Raw genomic sequence first — 19764 nt, 5'->3', positions numbered from 1 at the left:
AGCATTGGCACGATAGTCATCTCAAGGCTTTGTGTATAACGATGAGCGCTCCAGTGAACTGCCCCCTATATGTAAGGCTCTTCAGGATTTTTTAACGTATGCCGGTTTTCAAACGCTTCACGTCGTTCATGCAGCAGGCCTTACGGGCTATGCATCTGGTCTGGACCACGTCCCGAGCGCTCTCCGTTGGCTTGATCGTTGCCACGCTGGTGGCAGGCTTGCTGCCCGCGCTGGCCGCCTGGTTGGGGCAGCGGATTGTCGATGCGGTGGTCAGTGCCATGCAACTGCATGCCAGCACTGGCGAGGCGCCTCTATGGCCGGTGTTGCGTTATGTGTTGCTGGAGGCCGGTGTACTGGCGCTGCTGGCCGGTGCGCAACGCGGGCTGTCGGTGCAGCAGGCGCTGTTGCGGGTGTTGCTGGGGCAGAAGGTCAATACGTTGATTCTGGAGAAGGCCCAGACCCTGTCACTGTCGCAGTTCGAGGATTCGGAGTTCTACGACAAGCTGGTACGAGTCCGGCGTGAAGCCTCGACCCGGCCTCTGGCGCTGGTGACCAAATCCCTGGGATTGCTGCAAAACCTCATTTCGCTGATCAGCTTTGCCGTACTGCTGGTGCATTTCTCGCCCTGGGCGTTGCTGATTCTGGTGCTCGGCGCATTGCCGGTGTTTTTTGCCGAGGCGCATTTTTCCGGCGACGCGTTCCGCCTGTTTACCCGGCGTGCTCCGGAAACCCGTCGGCAGAACTACATCGAAACACTGCTCTCCCACGAGGGCTACATCAAAGAGGTCAAGCTGTTCGGCTTCGCGCCGCTGCTGCTCAAACGATATCGCGACACCTTTGAACGGTTGTATGCCGAAGACCGCCGCTTGACCGTGCGCCGTGATGGCTGGGGCTTTCTGCTCGGCTTGCTGGGCACTGCTTCGTTCTATCTGGCGTACGCCTGGGTGGTGGTCGATGCGGTGCATGGGCGTATTACCCTGGGGCAGATGACCATGTACCTGGTGCTGTTCAAGCAAGGGCAGGCCGCTGTGAGCAGCAGCCTGAGTGCGATCAGTGGTTTGTACGAGGACGGGCTGTACCTGGCCGACCTATACATTTACCTCGGTCAGCCGGTCACGCCGTCTGCTGGCAGCCTGACCCAGGGTGCGCTGCCCGGCGATGGCATGCGTTTCGAGAACGTCAGCTTCACTTACCCTGGCACCAGCCGCGCAGCATTGGAAAACATCGATCTGCATCTTGCACCGGGTCGCAGCGTGGCGCTGGTGGGCGAGAACGGCTCGGGGAAGACCACCCTGATCAAGTTGCTGACGCGCCTTTATCAGCCCGACCAAGGCCGCATTCTGCTGGATGGCAGCGATCTGCAGGAATGGGACGAAGACGCCCTGCGGTCGCGCATCGGCGTGATTTTTCAGGACTTCATCCGCTATCAGTTTCTGGTCGGTGAAAACCTCGGGGTCGGCGATACCCACGCCTTTCACGACGAAACCCGCTGGCGCGAAGCCGCTGCGCAAGGCATGGCAGCGCAGTTTATCGAACAGCTCGACAAGGGTTACGCCACACAATTGGGGCGTTGGTTCGCAGGCGGTCAGGAGCTGTCCGGCGGGCAGTGGCAGAAAATCGCGCTGTCACGCGCCTATATGCGCCGCGATGCCGATATTCTGATTCTCGATGAGCCCACTGCCGCGTTGGATGCCGGAGCAGAAGCTGCGGTATTCGAGCACTTTCGCGAGTACGCCAAGGGACGCATGACGCTGCTGATTTCCCACCGTTTTTCCAGTGTGCGCAACGCCGAACATATCGTGGTGCTGGAGCATGGGCGGGTGCTGGAGCGCGGTGATCACGACAGCCTGATCGCCGCCGCAGGGCGCTACGCCGCGCTGTTCGATCTGCAGGCGCAAGGCTATCGTTAGATAAAAAGTGTTGCAGTGAATGACCAGTCGGCGTTTTATGAGAGCCCTGTTTCAAGCTGTATCTTTTTGAATCAAACGGAGACATCGATGCAATTTCGTAAATTGGGCAAAACCGATCTGTCGGTCAGCGCGATCTGTCTGGGCACCATGACCTGGGGCGAGCAGAACACCCAGGATGAAGCATTCGAACAGATTCGTATGGCCAAGGATGCCAAGGTCAACTTCCTAGACACGGCAGAAATGTACCCGGTGCCGCCGCGTGGCGAGACTTACACCAAGACCGAAAGCATCATCGGCGAGTACTTCAAGAAGTACGGGGACCGCAACGACTGGGTACTGGCCAGCAAGGTCGCCGGTCCAGGTCGCATGGATCATATCCGCGATGGCAATCCGCGGCTTGACCGCAAGAACATCACTGCGGCGCTGGAAGCCAGCCTCAAGCGCCTTAATACCGATTACCTGGACCTGTACCAGTTGCACTGGCCGGATCGCAAGACCAACTTCTTCGGCGTGCTGGGTTACACCCACGACCCGGATGATCAGGCTGTCGAAATCGAAGAAACCCTGTCGGTTCTGGGCGATCTGGTCAAGGCGGGCAAGATTCGCCACTTCGGCCTCTCCAACGAAACGCCATGGGGCACTCAGCGTTTTCTGCACCTTGCCGAAACCCTCGATCTGCCACGTGCTGTCTCGATCCAGAACCCCTACAACCTGCTTAACCGCACCTTCGAAGTGGGTCTGGCAGAAAACAGATCGGCTTGCTGGCCTATTCGCCACTGGCGTTCGGTGTGTTGGCCGGCAAGTACCTGGGCGGTGCACGTCCGGCTGATGGCCGCCTGACCCTGTTCGAGCGTTTCCAGCGCTACAACAACCCGCAGGCCGTCACTGCCACAGCCAAGTATGTCGCGCTGGCTCGCGAGCATGGTCTGGATCCATCGCAGATGGCGCTGGCCTATGTCACCAGCCGTCCGTTCGTGACCAGCAACATCATTGGTGCCACGAAACTGGATCAACTGAAGATCAATCTGGAGAGCATCGACGTCACGCTGTCCGACGAGGTCATCGCCGGCATCGAAGCGATTCACACTACTCAGCCCAACCCGGCACCCTAAGCCGAACTGAACTTACTTTCAGCCTCGTCAGTCAGCACTAGTACGCTTACTCCGAGGCTGAAATTCGATGCATATCTCACTCAAGCAACAAGTCGCTATCGTCACCGGAGCCAGTTCCGGTCTCGGCGCGGGTGCCGCGCGAGCGCTGGCGGACGCCGGGGCGGCGGTGGTGATCAATTACAACTCCAAGGCTGAACCTGCCGAGAAGCTGGCTGAAGAGATTCGCGCAGCGGGCGGTCGCGCACTTGCTGTCGGGGCCGACGTGTCGAAAGAAGCAGACGTCGAGCGCCTGTTTGCGCAGACCATCGAGCACTTTGGCGCATTGGACATCCTGGTCGCCAACTCGGGCCTGCAAAAAGACGCAGCCATCGTCGACATGAGCCTGGAAGACTGGAACACGGTCATCAATGTCAACCTGACCGGGCAATTTCTCTGTGCCCGCGCGGCGTTACGCCAGTTCATCAAGCAAGGCATGCGCCCTGATGTGTCACGGGCGATGGGCAAGATCATTCACATGAGTTCGGTGCATCAGTTGATCCCATGGGCCGGGCATGTCAATTACGCTGCATCCAAAGGCGGCGTCGATCTGCTGATGCGCAGCATTGCTCAGGAGGTTGGCGAACTGAAAATTCGCGTCAACAGCGTCGCGCCGGGTGCTATTCGCACGCCGATCAATGCCGATGCGCGCAAGGGCGACGCCGAGAAAGAAATGCTCAAACTGATCCCTTATGGCCGTATCGGTGAGCCTGAAGACGTCGCCAATGCCGTGCTCTGGCTGGCCTCCGATGCCTCGGATTATGTGCACGGCACGACCCTGTACATCGACGGCGGGATGACCCTTTATCCGGAGTTCCGTGGCAATGGCTGACTTTCCCCAAGAAGCGCAAAACCGTATCGAAGACCACGGCATCATCGGCGATATGCGCAGCGCCGCGTTGATCGCCAACACCGGCAGCATCGATTTCTGCTGCTGGCCGGATTTCGACAGCCCGTCGATTTTCACCGCGCTGCTGGATACGCCCGATGCCGGGATCTTTCAGCTGGCGCCCGATTTGCCTGACGCCAGGCGTCTGCAGATCTACCTGCCGGACACCAATGTCCTGCAAACCCGCTGGATTTCCGAGGACGCGGTGGTGGAAGTCACCGACCTGATGCCGATCGGTGAAGATCAGGACGATCTGCCGCGCATCGTGCGTAGGGTTCAAGTGCGTTTTGGCGAGGCCACCATTCGCATGCGCTGCCGGGTACGCATGGACTACAGCCGTGCTGAAACCACCGCTCGCGTCGATGGCCAGGACATCTGTTTCGAGGCCGAAGGGCAGCCAGGCATGCGCTTGTCGGCTGCTACGCCGCTACAGCTGGAGCAGCAGGACCCTGTAGCCGAGTTTCACATGCATAAAGGCCAGACCGTCGAGTTCATTCTTGGCGGTATCGACGACCCGAACGTGGCCGCAGGCAAATGCTCGCGCTATTTCGACGACACACTGAAATTCTGGCGGCGCTGGGCCGGGCAATCGCAATACAAGGGCCGCTGGCGTGAAATGGTCACTCGCTCGGCGCTGGCGCTCAAGCTGCTGACCTCGCGCAAGCATGGCGGCATTGTCGCAGCCGCGACGTTCGGTCTGCCGGAAACCGAGGGCGGCGAGCGCAACTGGGACTACCGTTACACCTGGATACGTGACGCATCATTCACCGTGTATGCGTTCATGCGCCTGGGGTACACCGATGAAGCCAATGCCTTCATGAGCTGGGTGCGCGGGCGACTGGATGACTGCTGTGAACAGACCGAGAAACTCGGCATTCTGTATGCCCTCGATGGCCACGCAGAATTGCCGGAAGACAATCTCGATCATTTGTCCGGCTACGGCGGTGCTCAGCCGGTACGCATCGGCAATGAGGCCTACAAGCAGGTTCAGCTGGATATCTATGGCGAACTGATGGACGCCGTCTACCTGGCCAACAAGTATGGAGACGCTATTTCCCATGATGGCTGGTAGCATGTCGTTCGCCAGGTCGACTACGTGTGCGAACACTGGAGCGACCGCGATGTGGGCATCTGGGAAATGCGCGGTGGCGATCAGCATTTTCTGCATTCGCGGCTGATGTGCTGGGTTGCACTGGACCGGGCACTGCGCCTGGCGTTCAAGCGCTCGCTGTCGGGGCCCTTCGAGCGCTGGACCAGGGTACGTGAAGAGATCCACAACGACATCTGGGAGAATTTCTGGAACGAAGACCTGGGCCACTTCGTGCAGCACAAGGGCAGCCGCAATCTGGATGCCTCGATGCTGCTGATGCCGCTGGTACGCTTTGTCGGTGCCAATGACCCGAAGTGGCTGGCGACGCTGGACGCCATCGAAGCAGCACTGGTGCGTGACGGGATGGTATTCCGCTATCGCAACGATGATGATCACGATGACGGACTGGCAGGCGAAGAGGGCGCATTCGTTGCCTGTTCGTTCTGGTACGTCGAATGTCTGGCCCGTGCCGGTCGGGTCGAGCAGGCGCATCTGGAGTTCGAACAATTGCTGCGTTACGCCAACCCGCTGGGTTTGTACGCCGAAGAATTCGACGCGCATGCTCATCATCTCGGTAATACACCGCAGGCCCTGAGCCATCTGGCGTTAATCAGCGCGGCCAGTTTTCTGGACCGCAAACTGGGCGGCGGGCAAGCGCTCTGGCAGCCTTGAGAGTGTGCGCGAACGTGTCATGAATGTGAATCAGAGGTTCATTCATGATCAGTTCGCCTGCAATGAATATCCTGCCGACTGTTCTTCCAGCCGGTAGTTCTGTGTAAGCGTCCCGCAATAGCTCAACCGTGGCAGATAGACGCCGTTGCTGTTCAAGGCCGCTCGAATGGCAACGTTGTCGTCGCACATGGCCAGCCTGCGACCGCCAAGCAGCCCGATGGCTTGCCCGGAGCGCATGGCACCCATCGGTGTCCAGTCGGCGATGATCAAAGCACCGTTGGGCACGACCTGTTCATAGGCGCGCACGAACTGCTCGGCAGAGCGGTCGCGCAGGTAAGGCACCATGAAATAACGGATATCGTCGCGATAGGGCAGCTTCTCCTTATGCTCAGGAAAATGTATGACCCCGTTTGCGTAAAGTGAATACGCCAACAAAACCACTGTCGGCGAGGACAATACCGAGAGATTGAGCAAGGTGCTGCGTGTCACATTGTGTGGCAAAAACCGCCGCAGCTGAATCATGCCGATGATGCTCAGCATCGCCACGCCGGGTAGAAAAAAGGTGAAACGGTCGGTCACGTTATAGGAAATGGCAAAAACCAGATTCAACAGCGCCGCACTCCACAACAACCGCAGCCGACTCTCCTTGGGAAACAGCAGCAGCCCCGCCAACTGCGGCCCTATCAGTGACAGCAGCACCAGTATGGCTGCGTTCCTTTCCTCCAGGAGTTCGTCGAAACGCAACAGGCTGCCTTGCCACTCAGGCCCCGCAATGGTCGCGGACGCACCGGTCAGGTAACGTCGAGCAATATCCAGCAGGCCCAATCCGGTGTTAAGGTCATTTAATACCGCGACAGCCGCCGACGCGAAGCCGAGCATGAAGCCGGGCAGGGTGATCAAAACGCGCGCTTTATACAAGATGCAGGTACAGCGGCAGCAGGACCACGAAGGTCAGTTGATGAGTCGAGGCCGCCATTCCAGTCAGCACGCCAATAATGAACAGCTTTTTCAGCGGCGTCAGACGGTTACTGTCATTGAACTGCAGCGTATAAGCCAGCAGTACGAACAGCGTGTGCAGCAGATAAACCTCGGCTTTGGTCGACACCCAGAACACTCCGTGCGCCAATACCGTCGCTGCGCCAGCGAGTACGGCCTGACGTGGCCCGGCGCCGAGGCTTTGCGCCAGTCGATAGACGATCCATGCCAACGGCACGAGGAGTAACGAATTCAGCAGGCTGAGCGCGCGTGGGCCGAACAGTGTGAAGAATACCGAGTTGAGCAGTTGATAAAGCGGATGCTCCAGCGGTCCGAGCGACTCACTGAAATAATGGCCTTCGCGGGCGTTGGCCAGAAACATGCCATTGTCCATCCATTGCACCGGCCCGCTGGAGGCCAGAAAACTTGCGGCGATGGCGGCACCCAGCAGAAACAGGGGCATGGCAATCGAGGTGCGCGAATCGGGTAGCATTGAACAGCTCCTCCGTGAGGTGAACAAAAGGTGTTGGGTGCCTGCTTTACTGCCTCAAGGCTGACGTCCCGGTGGTGCAGCGTTGAATCGGGAAAGCATCACGGCACCGATCGCCACTGCGAACCACAGGGTCGCCAGACGTATCAGCAGCGTGGCGGCAATCGCGTCGGCCCCAGGCATGCCCTTGAACATCAGCAGCCCGACCATCACTGCTTCGGCACTGCCCAGGCCACCCGGCATGAAGCTCAACGCTCCGGCGAGCATTGCCAGTGCATAGGTAAACACGGCAAACGTCAGTGGGATCTGCGCGCCCATCCAGCCAAGCATCCAGTAAAACGCTAGTGCCTCGGCGCTCCAGGCAAGCAGACTGAGCAGGCTGGCGGTCAGCAACACTCTCCCGTGCAGGCATTGACGGGCGGCGAGCAGGATGTCGAACAGCTGCCGCCGCAGCCTGTGCAGTCGTGTGCTCTTCTCCGTCGGCAGCGCACCTCGCATGCGCTTCAGCAAATGACCCTGAGACAGCACCAGCAGCCCCGCCAGAACCAGCGCCAGGCCGATAAAAATCATGGGTTGCGCCTGCGGGTACCACGACAGACCGAACAGCGTCAGCAGCACGATGGCCAGCAGATCGGACAGGCGTTCGCTGAAAAATGCAGCAAAACTTTGTGGGTACGGTACGCCCAGCGGCCTGAGCAATACGCCACGCAATGCTTCGCCGGCCTTGCCGGGCGTGGTTGTCAGGGCGAAGCCGGCCAGGTAGATCCGCAGGCTTTGCCGCCAGGCAAGCGGATGCCCCAGCACCTCAAGGTAAAGCTGCCAGCGTCCGAAGCGCAGCGCGTAGTTGATTGCCGACATCAGCAAGACCAAGCCAATGCCCTGCACCCCGACCTTGCCGGTTGCTGCGCTGACTGCCTGCCAGCCGCCCCACAGGGAAAATCCCAGATAGCCCAGTGCCGAGAAGACGACCGAGAGCAGCACCGCCCGATAGCGCCAGCCTGACAGCAGCGGCATGTCGCTCAAAGGTCGAGCCTTTTGAATAATGGCTGTGGAATCGCGCGAATCACCCACATGATCCATGCCCAGAAGCCCGGCGCATAAAGGCTTGTAGACCCGCGCGCGATGCCCTTGACGATGCGCTCCGCAACAGCTGCCGGTTGCGCAACCAGCAAGGCAGGCAACGGCAGGCCGTGGGTCATGGGCGTGTCGACAAAACCCGGCTTGATGGTCACTACGTGTACGCCGAGTTTGAACATCCGCGCCTGCAACCCGTCGCAGAACGTCGAGACGGCAGCCTTGGCCGAGCCGTACAGGTAATTGGAAGGGCGTCCTCGATCACCAGCGACGGAGGAAAGCACCGCCAGTGTGCCGCAGCGCTGCACTTCGAAATGCCTGGCCAGCAGGGTCAGCAAGGCAATAACCGATGCACCGTTGGTGATGAATTCCTGTATGGCCAGGCCTGCGTATTGCTCGCAGGCCTTCTGGTCGGGCAGGGTGCCGTGAGCCAACAGGACGATATCGATCTGCCCCAATGCAGCCAGACAGTCGACCAGCATCGCCGGGTGCTCTGAAAAGTGCGTAACGTCCAGTCGGTGTGTGTCGATACGCCCGGCACCGCGCGCCTTGAGATCGGCTGCATTGCTGTCGAGCTTCTCCATGTCGCGCGCCACCAGAAAAAAATCACAGCCCTGCGCGGCCCAGAGTCGGGCACAGGCGTGGGCGATGGCTGATGTCGCGCCGATGATCAGAATTTTTTTCATGGCATCACTCGTTTCCAGAAGCGGGACATCAAGGAAGGGTCACGCAGGGCTTCAAGTTGCTCCCAGGCTGGATAGGCCTGGCGGAAATCGCTCCCGGTCATGTGTGCATCTTTTGCCGGATATAGACGTCCACCCGCTTCACGGACAATGGCATCCAGGCGTGGGAACAGTGTTTCGGCCAGCTCGCGCGTCTGCGAAAAATCCAGTGCCAGCGAAGTACCCGGCATAGGGAAGGACAGCAGCCCCGGCGAAGCGATATCGCCGCAGCGCTTGAGTACCGCAAGGAATGAACCCCGGCCCGATGCAGCAATCGCATCGAGCAGCAGTTGCATGGCCTTGGACGCGCAATGCCCGGGGATCACGCACTGGTATTGCTGAAACCCTTTGCGACCATAAAGACGATTCCAGTGCTGGATGCGATCCAGCGGGTAGAAGAACGCTTCGCACGCGCTGCGGCGGGCCTTGGCCTGTTGTGGATGGGCGTGCCAGTAGATCGAATTGAATGCACGCAAGGACAGCTTGTTGGCCAGTGAAAGCGGGGCAATGAACGGTATGCTCAGACGCTTGGGCGCATCGACCGCCAGCGACCCGTAACGAGCATGGTCGCCGACAACGTACACGCCACGACCGCTATTACTGCCTCGCGCCAGGCAATCAATCCAGGCCACGCTGTATTCGTGCTGCGCGTCCAGCTCGTGCGACAGGGTAAAAAATTCTGCCAGATTGGCGAAGCGCACCACCGTGCTGTTGATCTGACTGGTACGGATCGGCATCAATTGCAGCTCGACCCGACTGATAACGCCGGTCAAGCCCAGGCCGCCGATGCTGGCAGCGAAAAACAAAGGGTTTTCCACGGCCGAACAAACCATCGGCGGCTCGCCATGACGGATCAATTCGAAACGCATGACATGACAGCCGAAGGTGCCGCGTAGATGATGATTCTTGCCGTGCACGTCGTTGGCAAGTGCGCCGCCTATCGTCACAAACTGCGTGCCCGGTGTGACCGGTAGAAACCAGCCGCGCGGGATTGCTGCCGCCAGCAGTTGTGACAGGGTCATGCCTGCTTCCAGTTGCACCACGCCGTTCTGCCAGTCTGCGGCGATGAAGCGATCCAGCTTGCGCATGTCCAGTACGTGACCACTGCTGGCCAGACAACTGTCGCCGTAGCTACGGCCGTTGCCGAACGGCAGGCTGGTGTGATGGTGCGCAAGTGTTTCCGAGATGTGCGCCGGCAAGCGATTTACCGCCTCACAGTCATGACCTTGCTGGGCAACCTGCGGGTAGCGCCCCCAGGAGTAGAGAGGCGCGCTCATGCGGCGATCCAGAACACCAGCAGGAACAGAAAACCGATCCCCTGGCTGATCCGGTCGCGGATTGCGAAAACTACCGGGTCCTCGTTCATCTGGCCGCGATGGGTGAGCATCCAGATCCGGGTGATCCAGAACAACAGCAACGGGCAGGCCAGCCAGATCACATGCGGATGCTGATACAGGGCAACCGTCGCGCCCTCATGGATGTAAAGCGCCAGGACCATTACCGCCAGATTGCCCGACGATGCACCCAGGGAGGCGATCATGTCCAGATCGCCCGGGTAGTAGCCGCGGCCGCGTGTCTTGACGGTCACATCGCACAGCCTAGCGTCGCGCAGTTCGGCATAGCGCTTGACCAGCGCGAGGCTGAGAAACAGAAACATTGAAAATGCCAGAATCCAGAACGTCAGCGGCAACTGAAACGCCGCTGCACCGGCCAGGATGCGCGTGGTGTAGAGCATCGCCAGAACAATGACGTCCACTGCCATGTGGCGCTTGAGGTAAAGCGAGTAGACCAGCGTCAGCAAGTAATAGGCAGCCAGCACCGCCGCAAATTGCCATGGCAACATGATTGCCTCGCCGGCGAAGGCTGCTGCGAGCAACAGCGGGATCACCAGTAAGCCGGATTCGATCGACAACTGACCGCTGGCGAACGGGCGCTCGCGTTTGCTTCGATGGTGGCGGTCATCTGCCAGATCAAGCAGGTCATTGAGCAGGTAAACGCTTGATGCGCAGAGCCCGAAACACAAAAATGCCAGCAATCCGTCGAGCAGCAATTGCGTGCTCTGGACTTGGTGAGCAGCGAGCAGGGGCACAAAAATCAGTGTGTTTTTCAGCCATTGGTGGAGGCGCAACGCCTTGTACCACGCACTGCGTCGGGACGATGTGGATTTGATCACCTGTTCGACTTTTCCTTGTGCCCGCGCCGCGCGCTCCACACCTGCGAGCGGGCTGGCGACGATGGCCTTGCGTGAGACTTTCCAGATGCACAGGTCGTCCCGGGAATTACCGATGTAATCAAAGCCGCCCTCACCATAATGGCTGACCAGCAAATCGCGTTTGCGATGGGCAGAAAGATTGGTTTTACCGTCCGAGGCCCAGACCTGATCAAACATTTGCAGGTGTGCTGCAATCTGGTTGGCAAGGGTTTCGTGAGAGGCCGTTGCCAAAACCACCCTGCGCCCGTGCTGCCGACTGGTCTGGATATAAGCGATGACCGCAGCATCGTAGGGCAGTAACGCAATGTCGATGTCGGTGCCCAGAGCCAGCCCTTGCTTGAGGGACGCCTTGCCTTGTAATAGCCAGGTAAAAAGCTTGAATACCTGTAGTGGTCGGCCTCGGATAAAAGCTACTGCGGTTTCAAACAGCAAATCTGAACGCAGCAGCGTTCCATCGAGGTCGACAACCAGAGGTGTATCAACCTCAAGAACTCCTCCTTGAGTGCCGGGCATGAACAGTTGCTCCTGTAAAAGTGAGCGCACTATGGAACAAGACCGGACAATCGCCACATCAATAAAATTAAACGATATCCATCATTTAGCCGTGCCTGTGGCGTCAGAAAAATTAAGGGTCGGGCAACTGTAATTGCATGAACGCTATTGATTCATTGATTGATCAAATAACGGAATCTGGTACGGAAACTGTAAAGTTAATGAGTCATTTCAGAGGGCTGATTAACGGCGGTAGCTCTGATTCGCGCGTTGATACAACGTGTTCGACATACGGTGCCAGAACGGGCGAGCCTGGATAAACATCGCGGTGACCACTTATTCAGCCTGGCGAGTCATAATGACGCCTTTGTTGGCCGTCTGCTGGAGTCGTAATGACCCACCCCCTGTTGCGTGAGCTGATACCGTTGGTGTCCGACCTGTCCAGAGAACTGCCGGACGAAGAGCGTTATCGGCGTCTGCTGTGCTCGCTGCGCCACTGGCTGCCTTGCGACGCTACTGCACTGCTCAGGCTTGAGGGTGATGTGCTGATTCCACTGGCGGTCGACGGACTCAGCCCGGACGCGCTCGGTCGTCGCTTCCGGGTCAGCGAGCATCCTCGCTTCGAGGCGTTGCTTGCGAGTGACGGGCCGCTGCGCTTTGCTGCCGATTGCGATTTACCGGACCCTTATGACGGGCTGGTCGACGGTCATGGCGCGTTGGAAGTGCATGATTGCCTGGGCTGCGTGCTGTCTGTTCAGGGGCGGCCCTGGGGGCTTATTACCCTGGATTCGCTGGACCCCTCCAGCTTTGGCAGCGTCGATCTGGATAACCTGCAGGCCTTCGCCAGCCTCGCCGCGGCAACGGTCATGGCGGGCGAGCGCATCAACCAGTTGGCGCGGGGTTTTGAAGATCAGCGCCAGTTGGCCGAGGTCTACAAGCGCGCTGCCGGAGGGCGAGCGCCTCGCGAGCTGATTGGTCAGAGCGCGGTTCACCAGCGTATGCAGCAGGAGATTGAACTGGTCGGCAACAGCCCGCTGACGGTACTGGTCATGGGTGAAACCGGTGTCGGCAAGGAGTTGGTGGCCGAGTCCATCCATCTGCACTCGCCGCGGGCACACAAGCCGCTGATCAGCCTCAACTGCGCCGCGCTGCCTGAAATGCTGGTCGAAAGCGAATTGTTCGGGCATGTCAAAGGCGCTTTTTCCGGGGCGGTCAATGGGCGTAGCGGCAGGTTCGAGCTGGCGGATGGCGGTACGTTGTTCCTTGACGAGGTGGGTGAGCTGCCATTGTCGGTGCAATCCAAGCTGTTGCGTGTGCTGCAAAGTGGTCAGTTGCAACGGGTGGGTGCTGATCAGGAACACCATGTGGATGTGCGCATCATCGCTGCCACCAATCGTGATCTGGCCGAGGAAGTGCGCTCCGGCCGGTTTCGGGCGGATCTCTATCATCGATTGAGCGTCTACCCGCTGCTCGTGCCAGCACTGCGCGAGCGCGGACGGGATGTGTTGCTGCTGGCCGGCTATTTTATCGAGGAAAACCGTGTGCGCATGGGGCTACGTGGGCTGCGCCTGAGCGCCGAGGCGCAGCGGCTGCTGCTCGCGCACCCCTGGCCGGGTAACGTTCGTGAGCTGGAGCACCTGATCAGCCGGGCGGTACTCAAGGCGTTGTCTGCCCATCCGCAAAAACCGCGCATCCTGACGGTCGAAGGGCCTGCGCTGGGCCTCGACGGCTCGGCGTCTGCCACGCCACTACCCACGGCTGAAAAAGCCCTTTCAGCGGCTGTGCAGGGGGCAGGGCTCAAGGCGTCGGTGGATGCTTTTCAGCGTTCTTTGATTGCTGATTGTCTTGAACGACATCAAGGCCGTTGGGCAGAAGTGGCGCGCGATTTAGCGGTGGACAGAGCCAATCTCAATCGACTTGCCAAGCGCCTGGGTATTCGCTGATATATCCGAATGGGGATGTTCGTTGGTCGCCGATATTGAAAAAAGAATGAATTTCTTTGCAGTGAATGCAGTCACCTATACTTCAAGCCACTGCTGAAAAAAGGATCAGGCTTTCAATGGCACTTCCAAAGCATTACCGCATTGATTATCTGCTGAACGGTTCGTTCAAGAGTTTTTATATACGCACCGAGAATATGGACAACGCTGAAGCATGGCACTGTGCAAGTGTCGACGCGGGTCTTGCGCGCATACCGAAATACCGTTTGGAGAAAGTCGCCAAAGTGTCCAAGCCTTATGCGGAACACTTTGGTGTCACCAATGTGGAGTGGGCTCAGGCCTGAACCCACTCCTCGGTCAGTTCACTCAACGGTGGGCTATCTGCTCCAGCGCCAGATTGCGTGTACGTGGTCCGAACCGGCCAATGGTGATGATCACGATCAGCATGCTGCCAACGATGAACGCCAGTACGCCCGGTGTGCCGAAGTGGTCGAGGAAAATCCCGATCAGCAGGCTGCTGAACACCGTTGACAGGCGGCTGAACGAGTAGCAAAAGCCCACGGCACGTGCGCGGATGTTGGTCGGAAACAACTCGCCCTGGTATGAGTGATAACTGAAGCTCAGCCATGCGTTGCAGAATGTGATCATGATCCCGCAGAAAATAAGGCCTGCCGCGCTGGTCTGGAAGGCAAACAGGCTGCCGAAGATCATAGCTCCCAACGCTGAGCCGACGATTTGCCATTTGTTCTCGAAGCGGTTGGCAAATTTCACGAACAGCAACGGGCCGAGCGGGTAGGCCAGCGTGATCACGAACGCATACCCCAGGCTGTGTGTGACACTCAGGCCCTGGCCGGAAAGCAGGGCGGGTAGCCAGTTACCGAAGCCGAAGAAGCCAATGGCCTGGAAGACGTGAAATACGATCAGCATCAGTGCACGACGACGGTATGGCAGTTGCCACATATCAGCGAAGCTGCCGTTGCCTGACAGCGCGACTTTCTCCGGTTCAGGTTCATCCAGCGGCTTGCCCTGGTCTTTGATACAACGTGCTTCAATTCCGTCCATGATCAGTTCGGCTTCGTCGAAACGCCCCTGCTGCGCCAGCCAGCGAGGTGATTCTGGCAGTGCTGAACGCAGCCACCAGACAAACAGCGCAAATACCGCGCTGCCAATCACCACCCAGCGCCATCCGGAAAAGCCGAAGGGTGCCTGGGGCACCAGCCACCATGACATTAGCGCCACGCTGGGGACTGACAGGAACTGGATGAAAAATGCGAAGGCGAACGCCGAACTGCGTATGCGTTTGGGCACCAGTTCCGACAGGTAAGTGTCGATGGTCACCAGCTCTACGCCCAGGCCGATACCCACTACAAAGCGCATGCTTATCACGCCCAGAGCGGAGGTCTGCAGACCCATGATCACCGTGGCAATGGTGTACCAGATCAGCGCGAAGGTAAAAATTGCGCGGCGACCGTAACGGTCGGCAATCGGGCTAACCAGACTGGCACCGAAAAACAGACCCAGAAAGGTCGCCGAGGCAAAGGCTGCCTGATCGGAAAAGCCGAACAGGCCCTGGTTTCCCGTGGCAAAGATTCCGTCGCGAATCAGGCCGGGGCTGATATAGGCCGTCTGAAACAGGTCGTAAAGCTCGAAAAAACCGGCGATAGACAGCAGGGCGACCAGTTTCCAGATAGTGGCAACCGCAGGCAGTCGATCAATACGCGCCGAGATATTCGCTGCCCGCAGCTGTTCGCCCTTGGGTGCACCTGTGCGAGGTGATGAGTTCATAGATGGCCATCCTGAGTTCTTGTAGAGGCCTGAATGGTACTCTTTACAATTTGTAATGAATGGTCTTTTAATGCGGTTAATGGCCCCTAAAAGATTAATAATTGTTTAGTTGGTGCGGTTTTTGAGTGTTTATACCGGTTGGGTCGGGCTGTACACCGTTGAAATAGCTTGTGATTAGCAATGCAGCGCCAGCCTCAAAGACCAGCAAGCGTCAAAACAGCAGGCATGAAGCCTCCAATGATGTATCAACATGTGTCGCAAAACCTTAGGATGAGGGTCTTGATTTTCTGCCTGTCGGGTTCTCGTGACGTACAAACTGCCCACCACTGCAACAGCCCCTTTCTGCCCATCGTGACCATCCCGCCGAACGCATCCTTGCTACGCAAGATGATGCTGTTCGTGGGGCCAGGCCTGCTGGTTTCCATCGGTTACATGGACCCCGGCAACTGGGCGACGGCTATCGAGGCCGGTTCACGCTTTGGTTATTCATTGTTGTTTGTGGTGGTGCTCGCCAGTTTGTCGGGAATGGTCTTGCAAAACCTTTGTTCCCGCCTTGGCATCGCCACCGGGCGTGATCTGGCGCAGCTGTCTGCTGCCCGCTACAGCCGTAATGTCGCCAAAGGCCAGTGGCTGCTGGCAGAGCTGTCGATCATCGCCACCGATCTGGCAGAGGTGCTGGGGGCGGCGTTGGCGTTTCATCTGTTGCTGGGCGTGTCGATAACCACCGGTGTAGCGCTGACCGCTTTCGATACCCTGATCGTGCTGGCCTTGCAGGGTGCCAATTTCCGGCGTCTGGAAGCTATCGTGCTGGGGTTGATTGCAACCATTGCCAGTTGTTTTGCCGTCGAATTGTTTCTGATCAAGCCATTCTGGCCGGATGTGGTGGCGGGCCTGAAACCGAGCTGGGATGTACTGAGCAGCCAGGAGCCGCTGTATATCGCCATCGGTATTCTGGGTGCCACGGTCATGCCGCATAACCTTTATCTGCATTCGTCAGTGGTGCAGACCCGGGTCAATGGTGCTGACCTGGCCATCAAGGCCACTGCCATTCGCTACGCCCGGCTGGACACTATCGGTTCGCTGAGCCTTGCGCTACTGATCAATGCGGCGATTCTGATCCTCGCGGCTGCGGCGTTTCACAAGACCGGGCATACAGAAGTGGTCGAGATTCAGGACGCTTATCACCTGCTTGATCCATTGGTAGGCGGTGCCATTGCCAGCGTGCTGTTCGGCGTCGCCTTGCTGGCGGCAGGGCAAAGTTCGACGTTCACGGGAACCATCGCCGGGCAGGTGGTGCTCGAAGGCTTTCTGCAGGCCAAAATTCCTTGCTGGCAACGGCGCTTGATTACTCGCGCACTGGCACTGATTCCGGCGCTGATCGGCGTGATCTGGCTGGGTGACAGTTCGGTCGGCAAGATGCTGGTGCTCAGCCAGGTGGTGCTGAGCCTGCAACTGCCGTTTGCGCTCTGGCCGCTGATTCGCTTTACCAGTGATCCGCAGTTGATGGGGCCGTTCGTCAATAGTCGGTTGGTCAAGATTGCCGCCTGGGGTCTGTTCGGTCTGATCTCGGCGGCCAATCTGACGCTGCTGTGGTTCTGGGTGAGCTGAACTTGATCGCCGTAAGTCACTCTCAAACCTGACACCAATGTTCGCTGTCAGGGAGCCGGAAATGACCACAACCGATGAAACGGGTGCAGTGTTCGAAACCGATTTGCCGGCCCGTCTGGACCGCTTACCCTGGGGGCGGTTTCACACCTTGCTGGTTGTGGCGCTGGGTATCACCTGGTTGCTCGATGGCCTGGAAGTGACCCTTGCAGGCTCGGTGGCTGGCGCCCTGAAAGCCAGTCCGGCGCTCAACCTGACCAACAGTGACGTGGGCCTGGCGGGTGCCGCGTATATCGCCGGTGCCGTACTCGGCGCATTATTTTTTGGCTGGCTGGCTGGCTGGCTGGCTGGCTGGCGGACCGTCTCGGGCGTCGCAAACTGTTCTTCATCACCTTGCTGCTGTACGTCGTCGCCACGGCTGCCACGGCGTTTTCATTCAGCGTCTGGAGCTTCATGCTGTTCCGCTTTCTGACCGGGATGGGTATCGGTGGCGAGTACACCGCAATCAATTCGACAATCCAGGAATTTACCCCGGCACGTTACCGGGGCTGGGTCGACCTGACCATCAATGGCACGTTCTGGCTGGGTGCTGCGCTGGGCGCGATTGGCTCGATTGTGTTGCTCGATCCGCAATGGGTAGGTGCCGAACTGGGCTGGCGCCTGTGTTTCGGGATCGGTGCGGTATTGGGCCTGCTGGTGCTGCTGATGCGTCTGTGGCTGCCGGAGAGCCCACGCTGGCTGTTGATTCACGGCCAGGCCGCGCAGGCGAAAAAGATCGTTGAACAGATAGAGGCCGATTTGCAGCGCCAGGGCCATGTGCTGCCTCCCGTGCAGGGCAAACCCTTGCGCCTGCACGTGCGCGACCACACGCCGCTGGGGGAGGTTGCCAGAACCTTGCTGGTGACGTTTCGCCAGCGATCGCTGGTTGGCCTGACGCTGCTGACGGCGCAGGCTTTTTTCTACAATGCGATTTTCTTCACTTACGCGTTGGTATTGACCGACTTCTATGGCGTGCCGTCCGAGCGCGTCGGTTGGTATGTGTTGCCGCTGGCGCTGGGTAATTTCTGCGGTCCGCTGCTGCTGGGCAGGTTGTTTGACGTGGTGGGGCGGCGTGTCATGATCAGCCTGACCCATTGTGTGTCAGGCGTGCTGTTGGCGATCAGTGGCTATATGTTCGAGCAAGGTCTGCTGGACGTAACCCAGCAGGCCATTGCCTGGATGGTGATTTTCTTCTTTGCTTCGGCAGCGGCCAGCTCGGCCTACCTGACAGTGGCCGAAACCTTTCCGCTGGAAATCCGCGCATTGGCGATTGCAGTGTTCTACGCCTTCGGTACGGGGCTGGGCGGGATGATAGGCCCTACGTTGTTTGGTGAGTTGATAGAAACCGGCGAACGCAGCAATGTGCTGATCGGCTATCTGATCGGGGCAGGGTTGATGATGTTCGCGGCGCTGGTTCAGTCGATATGGGGCGCGGCTGCCGAGCGCAAGTCTCTGGAGGAAGTAGCGAGGCCGCTGTCGCAGGCCGGGGAAAGGTAAATGGTCAGTTACCGGAACACGCCACGAAGGCCATCGACTGACGCACGCAAGCCGACGATCCGCTCGCTGACTTCCTGCGCTTCATGCGGGCGAGAAGTACGCTCCAGGTACAAAAGATGTCCGGCAAGATTGGCCGAGACGCGTTCAAGGTCGTCGGCGGTGCGCCTGACGTAGGCCTGGATGTCTTTCAGTTGTTCGACTTGCACGGATGGTTCCCCTATAGGTCGCATCCGAGCGCACTAAATGACTAAATGAATGGGGGCTGTGATGAACCCCCTCAATCTAATTATCGACCGCTACAGTAGCTTTCTTTAGCGTCGCAGGTAAATAAACAGATAATAAATTTTTGCCCGCTGCCGCCCCGCCTAATCGTCTTCCTGATCGTCATGTTCCGAGTAGGAATCCAGCAACTCGGCCAATGCCAGGGTACGGTCCAGCCCGCTGCGGCTGGACATGATTTCGGCCACTGCCTGCGTGGCGGCAATTCTGGCAGCTTCGCGTTCGGCATCGGTGTTATTGGGCGTGGCGGCCTGCGCAGCCTCAATAATCGATTGCTCAAAGGTATTCATGGTGCTCGCTCGTGAAATTCAAGTGCCTGTGATACCGAGAATGACGGATTGTTTCAAGGCCGATCAATCACCTTCGTAAGGAAATTCCTCCAGGGTCTGCATCAGTGCGACACCCTGCGGCCCTTGAAGATTGTCCAGCACCCAGCAACTGCTGGCATTTTTAGTCAACAACAGACGAGTGGTCTGGCTGGTGACCGGCTGCTGCGGGGCGTCTTTGTAGCCCAGGTTGTAGGTCATCTCGACCACCGCCTGCTTGTCGGAATTGGACACCAGCTTCCAGTCGATGGGCTTCTGCACATCGCCATCCTGCGCGTCGGTCCAGGGGTTGGCGCTGACTGCGCACTGATCACCGTTCTGACAGGCCCAGTCTTTTTTCAGCAAGCCCAGCAAAGGCTTGGACAGGTAATCAGCCGAGCCTTTGCCACTGAGGTAAAAGTCCTGATGCTTTTCGTAGACCCAGCGCGCTGTATCGACCGGGGTCGCGGCGGGGCAGGCGGCCTGGGCCGTTGATGAAAGCAGGCAGGCGAAGGCAATGGCGACGGTTCTGGACATGGAGCAGGCTCGCAGAGAAGGTGGCAGTGAGGTTACAGACTGAGAACATTGCATTTGTAAGACATGCGGACAAAAAAGCAATGGTTTTAGGGAAGCTCCGAGC

At 58.6% G+C, this 19764-nt stretch carries 13 protein-coding genes and 4 pseudogenes; 8 read left to right on the top strand and 9 right to left on the bottom strand.

All coding sequences use genetic code 11. The features are described 5' to 3' along the window. Positions 1-98 precede the first annotated feature (98 nt). The 4 genes and pseudogenes from ALO64_RS19570 (at position 99) to ALO64_RS19555 (ending at position 5709) form a co-directional block, all read left to right on the top strand. Complete coding sequence (locus ALO64_RS19570; protein WP_005733524.1) at positions 99-1910, top strand: ABC transporter ATP-binding protein; 1812 nt, start codon at positions 99-101, stop codon at positions 1908-1910. A gap of 87 nt (positions 1911-1997) precedes the next feature. Beyond that, positions 1998-3022, top strand: a pseudogene (locus ALO64_RS19565) (NADP(H)-dependent aldo-keto reductase). 67 nt (positions 3023-3089) lie between these two features. Next, positions 3090-3890: an SDR family oxidoreductase gene (locus ALO64_RS19560; protein ID WP_005733527.1), complete on the top strand. Its 801-nt coding sequence runs from the start codon at positions 3090-3092 to the stop codon at positions 3888-3890. Further along, a pseudogene (locus tag ALO64_RS19555) lies at positions 3883-5709 on the top strand (glycoside hydrolase family 15 protein). Before ALO64_RS19560 ends, ALO64_RS19555 begins: the two are co-directional and overlap by 8 nt. A gap of 48 nt (positions 5710-5757) precedes the next feature. Here the strand turns inward: ALO64_RS19555 and ALO64_RS19550 are convergent. The 5 genes and pseudogenes from ALO64_RS19550 to ALO64_RS19530 form a co-directional block, all read right to left on the bottom strand. Further along, positions 5758-7177 (bottom strand): annotated as a pseudogene (locus ALO64_RS19550) (DUF2723 domain-containing protein). A 54-nt stretch (positions 7178-7231) separates the two neighbouring features. Beyond that, on the bottom strand, positions 7232-8197 hold the full coding sequence (locus tag ALO64_RS19545) for a lysylphosphatidylglycerol synthase transmembrane domain-containing protein (RefSeq protein ID WP_044344739.1): 966 nt from the start codon (positions 8195-8197) through the stop codon (positions 7232-7234). After that, positions 8194-8934 (bottom strand): SDR family oxidoreductase, encoded by a 741-nt coding sequence (locus ALO64_RS19540; protein WP_044344738.1) that lies wholly within the window; start codon positions 8932-8934, stop codon positions 8194-8196. The genes ALO64_RS19545 and ALO64_RS19540 overlap by 4 nt, the downstream gene beginning before the upstream one ends. Continuing rightward, positions 8931-10247 carry an FAD-binding oxidoreductase gene (locus ALO64_RS19535; RefSeq protein WP_044344737.1) on the bottom strand — a complete coding sequence of 439 codons (1317 nt, stop codon included), beginning with the start codon at positions 10245-10247 and terminating at the stop codon, positions 8931-8933. The genes ALO64_RS19540 and ALO64_RS19535 overlap by 4 nt, the downstream gene beginning before the upstream one ends. After that, on the bottom strand, positions 10244-11695 hold the full coding sequence (locus tag ALO64_RS19530; RefSeq protein ID WP_044344736.1) for a UbiA family prenyltransferase: 1452 nt from the start codon (positions 11693-11695) through the stop codon (positions 10244-10246). Before ALO64_RS19530 ends, ALO64_RS19535 begins: the two co-directional genes overlap by 4 nt. 371 nt (positions 11696-12066) lie before the next feature. Here ALO64_RS19530 and norR point away from each other — a divergent pair, with 371 nt between their 5' ends. Further along, positions 12067-13617 (top strand): nitric oxide reductase transcriptional regulator NorR, encoded by a 1551-nt coding sequence (gene norR / locus ALO64_RS19525; RefSeq protein WP_044344735.1) that lies wholly within the window; start codon positions 12067-12069, stop codon positions 13615-13617. Between the two features lie 116 nt (positions 13618-13733). Then, entirely contained in the window at positions 13734-13958 is a 225-nt protein-coding gene (locus ALO64_RS19520; RefSeq protein ID WP_004658504.1) for a DUF6555 family protein, read from the top strand. Between the two features lie 22 nt (positions 13959-13980). On the opposite strand, the gene ALO64_RS19515 is transcribed toward ALO64_RS19520, so the two are convergent. Further along, positions 13981-15399 (bottom strand): MFS transporter, encoded by a 1419-nt coding sequence (locus ALO64_RS19515; RefSeq protein WP_044344734.1) that lies wholly within the window; start codon positions 15397-15399, stop codon positions 13981-13983. Positions 15400-15750: 351 nt separating this feature from the next. On the opposite strand from ALO64_RS19515, the gene ALO64_RS19510 reads away from it, so the two are divergent. Then, a complete protein-coding gene (locus ALO64_RS19510; RefSeq protein WP_054991786.1) occupies positions 15751-17007 on the top strand; it encodes an Nramp family divalent metal transporter in 1257 nt (418 codons plus the stop codon). Between the two features lie 61 nt (positions 17008-17068). After that, a pseudogene (locus ALO64_RS19505) lies at positions 17069-18540 on the top strand (MFS transporter). Positions 18541-18548: 8 nt separating this feature from the next. Here ALO64_RS19505 and ALO64_RS19500 read toward each other — a convergent pair. The 3 genes from ALO64_RS19500 to ALO64_RS19490 all read right to left on the bottom strand — a co-directional run bounded on the left by ALO64_RS19500 (position 18549) and on the right by ALO64_RS19490 (position 19661). Then, positions 18549-18746, bottom strand: coding sequence for a hypothetical protein (locus ALO64_RS19500; protein ID WP_002553811.1), 198 nt, complete (start codon positions 18744-18746; stop codon positions 18549-18551). A gap of 159 nt (positions 18747-18905) precedes the next feature. Next, entirely contained in the window at positions 18906-19109 is a 204-nt protein-coding gene (locus ALO64_RS19495) for a hypothetical protein (protein ID WP_002553810.1), read from the bottom strand. A 63-nt stretch (positions 19110-19172) separates the two neighbouring features. Beyond that, complete coding sequence (locus tag ALO64_RS19490; protein ID WP_005733540.1) at positions 19173-19661, bottom strand: DUF3828 domain-containing protein; 489 nt, start codon at positions 19659-19661, stop codon at positions 19173-19175. Between the last annotated feature and the right edge of the window lie 103 nt (positions 19662-19764).

Origin of the sequence: Pseudomonas meliae (assembly GCF_001400515.1) — a bacterium.
GTDB classification, from domain to species: Bacteria; Pseudomonadota; Gammaproteobacteria; order Pseudomonadales; family Pseudomonadaceae; genus Aquipseudomonas; species Aquipseudomonas amygdali.
The sequence above is the reverse complement of the archived record's forward strand: the minus strand, read 5'-3'. Positions and strand labels throughout refer to the sequence as shown.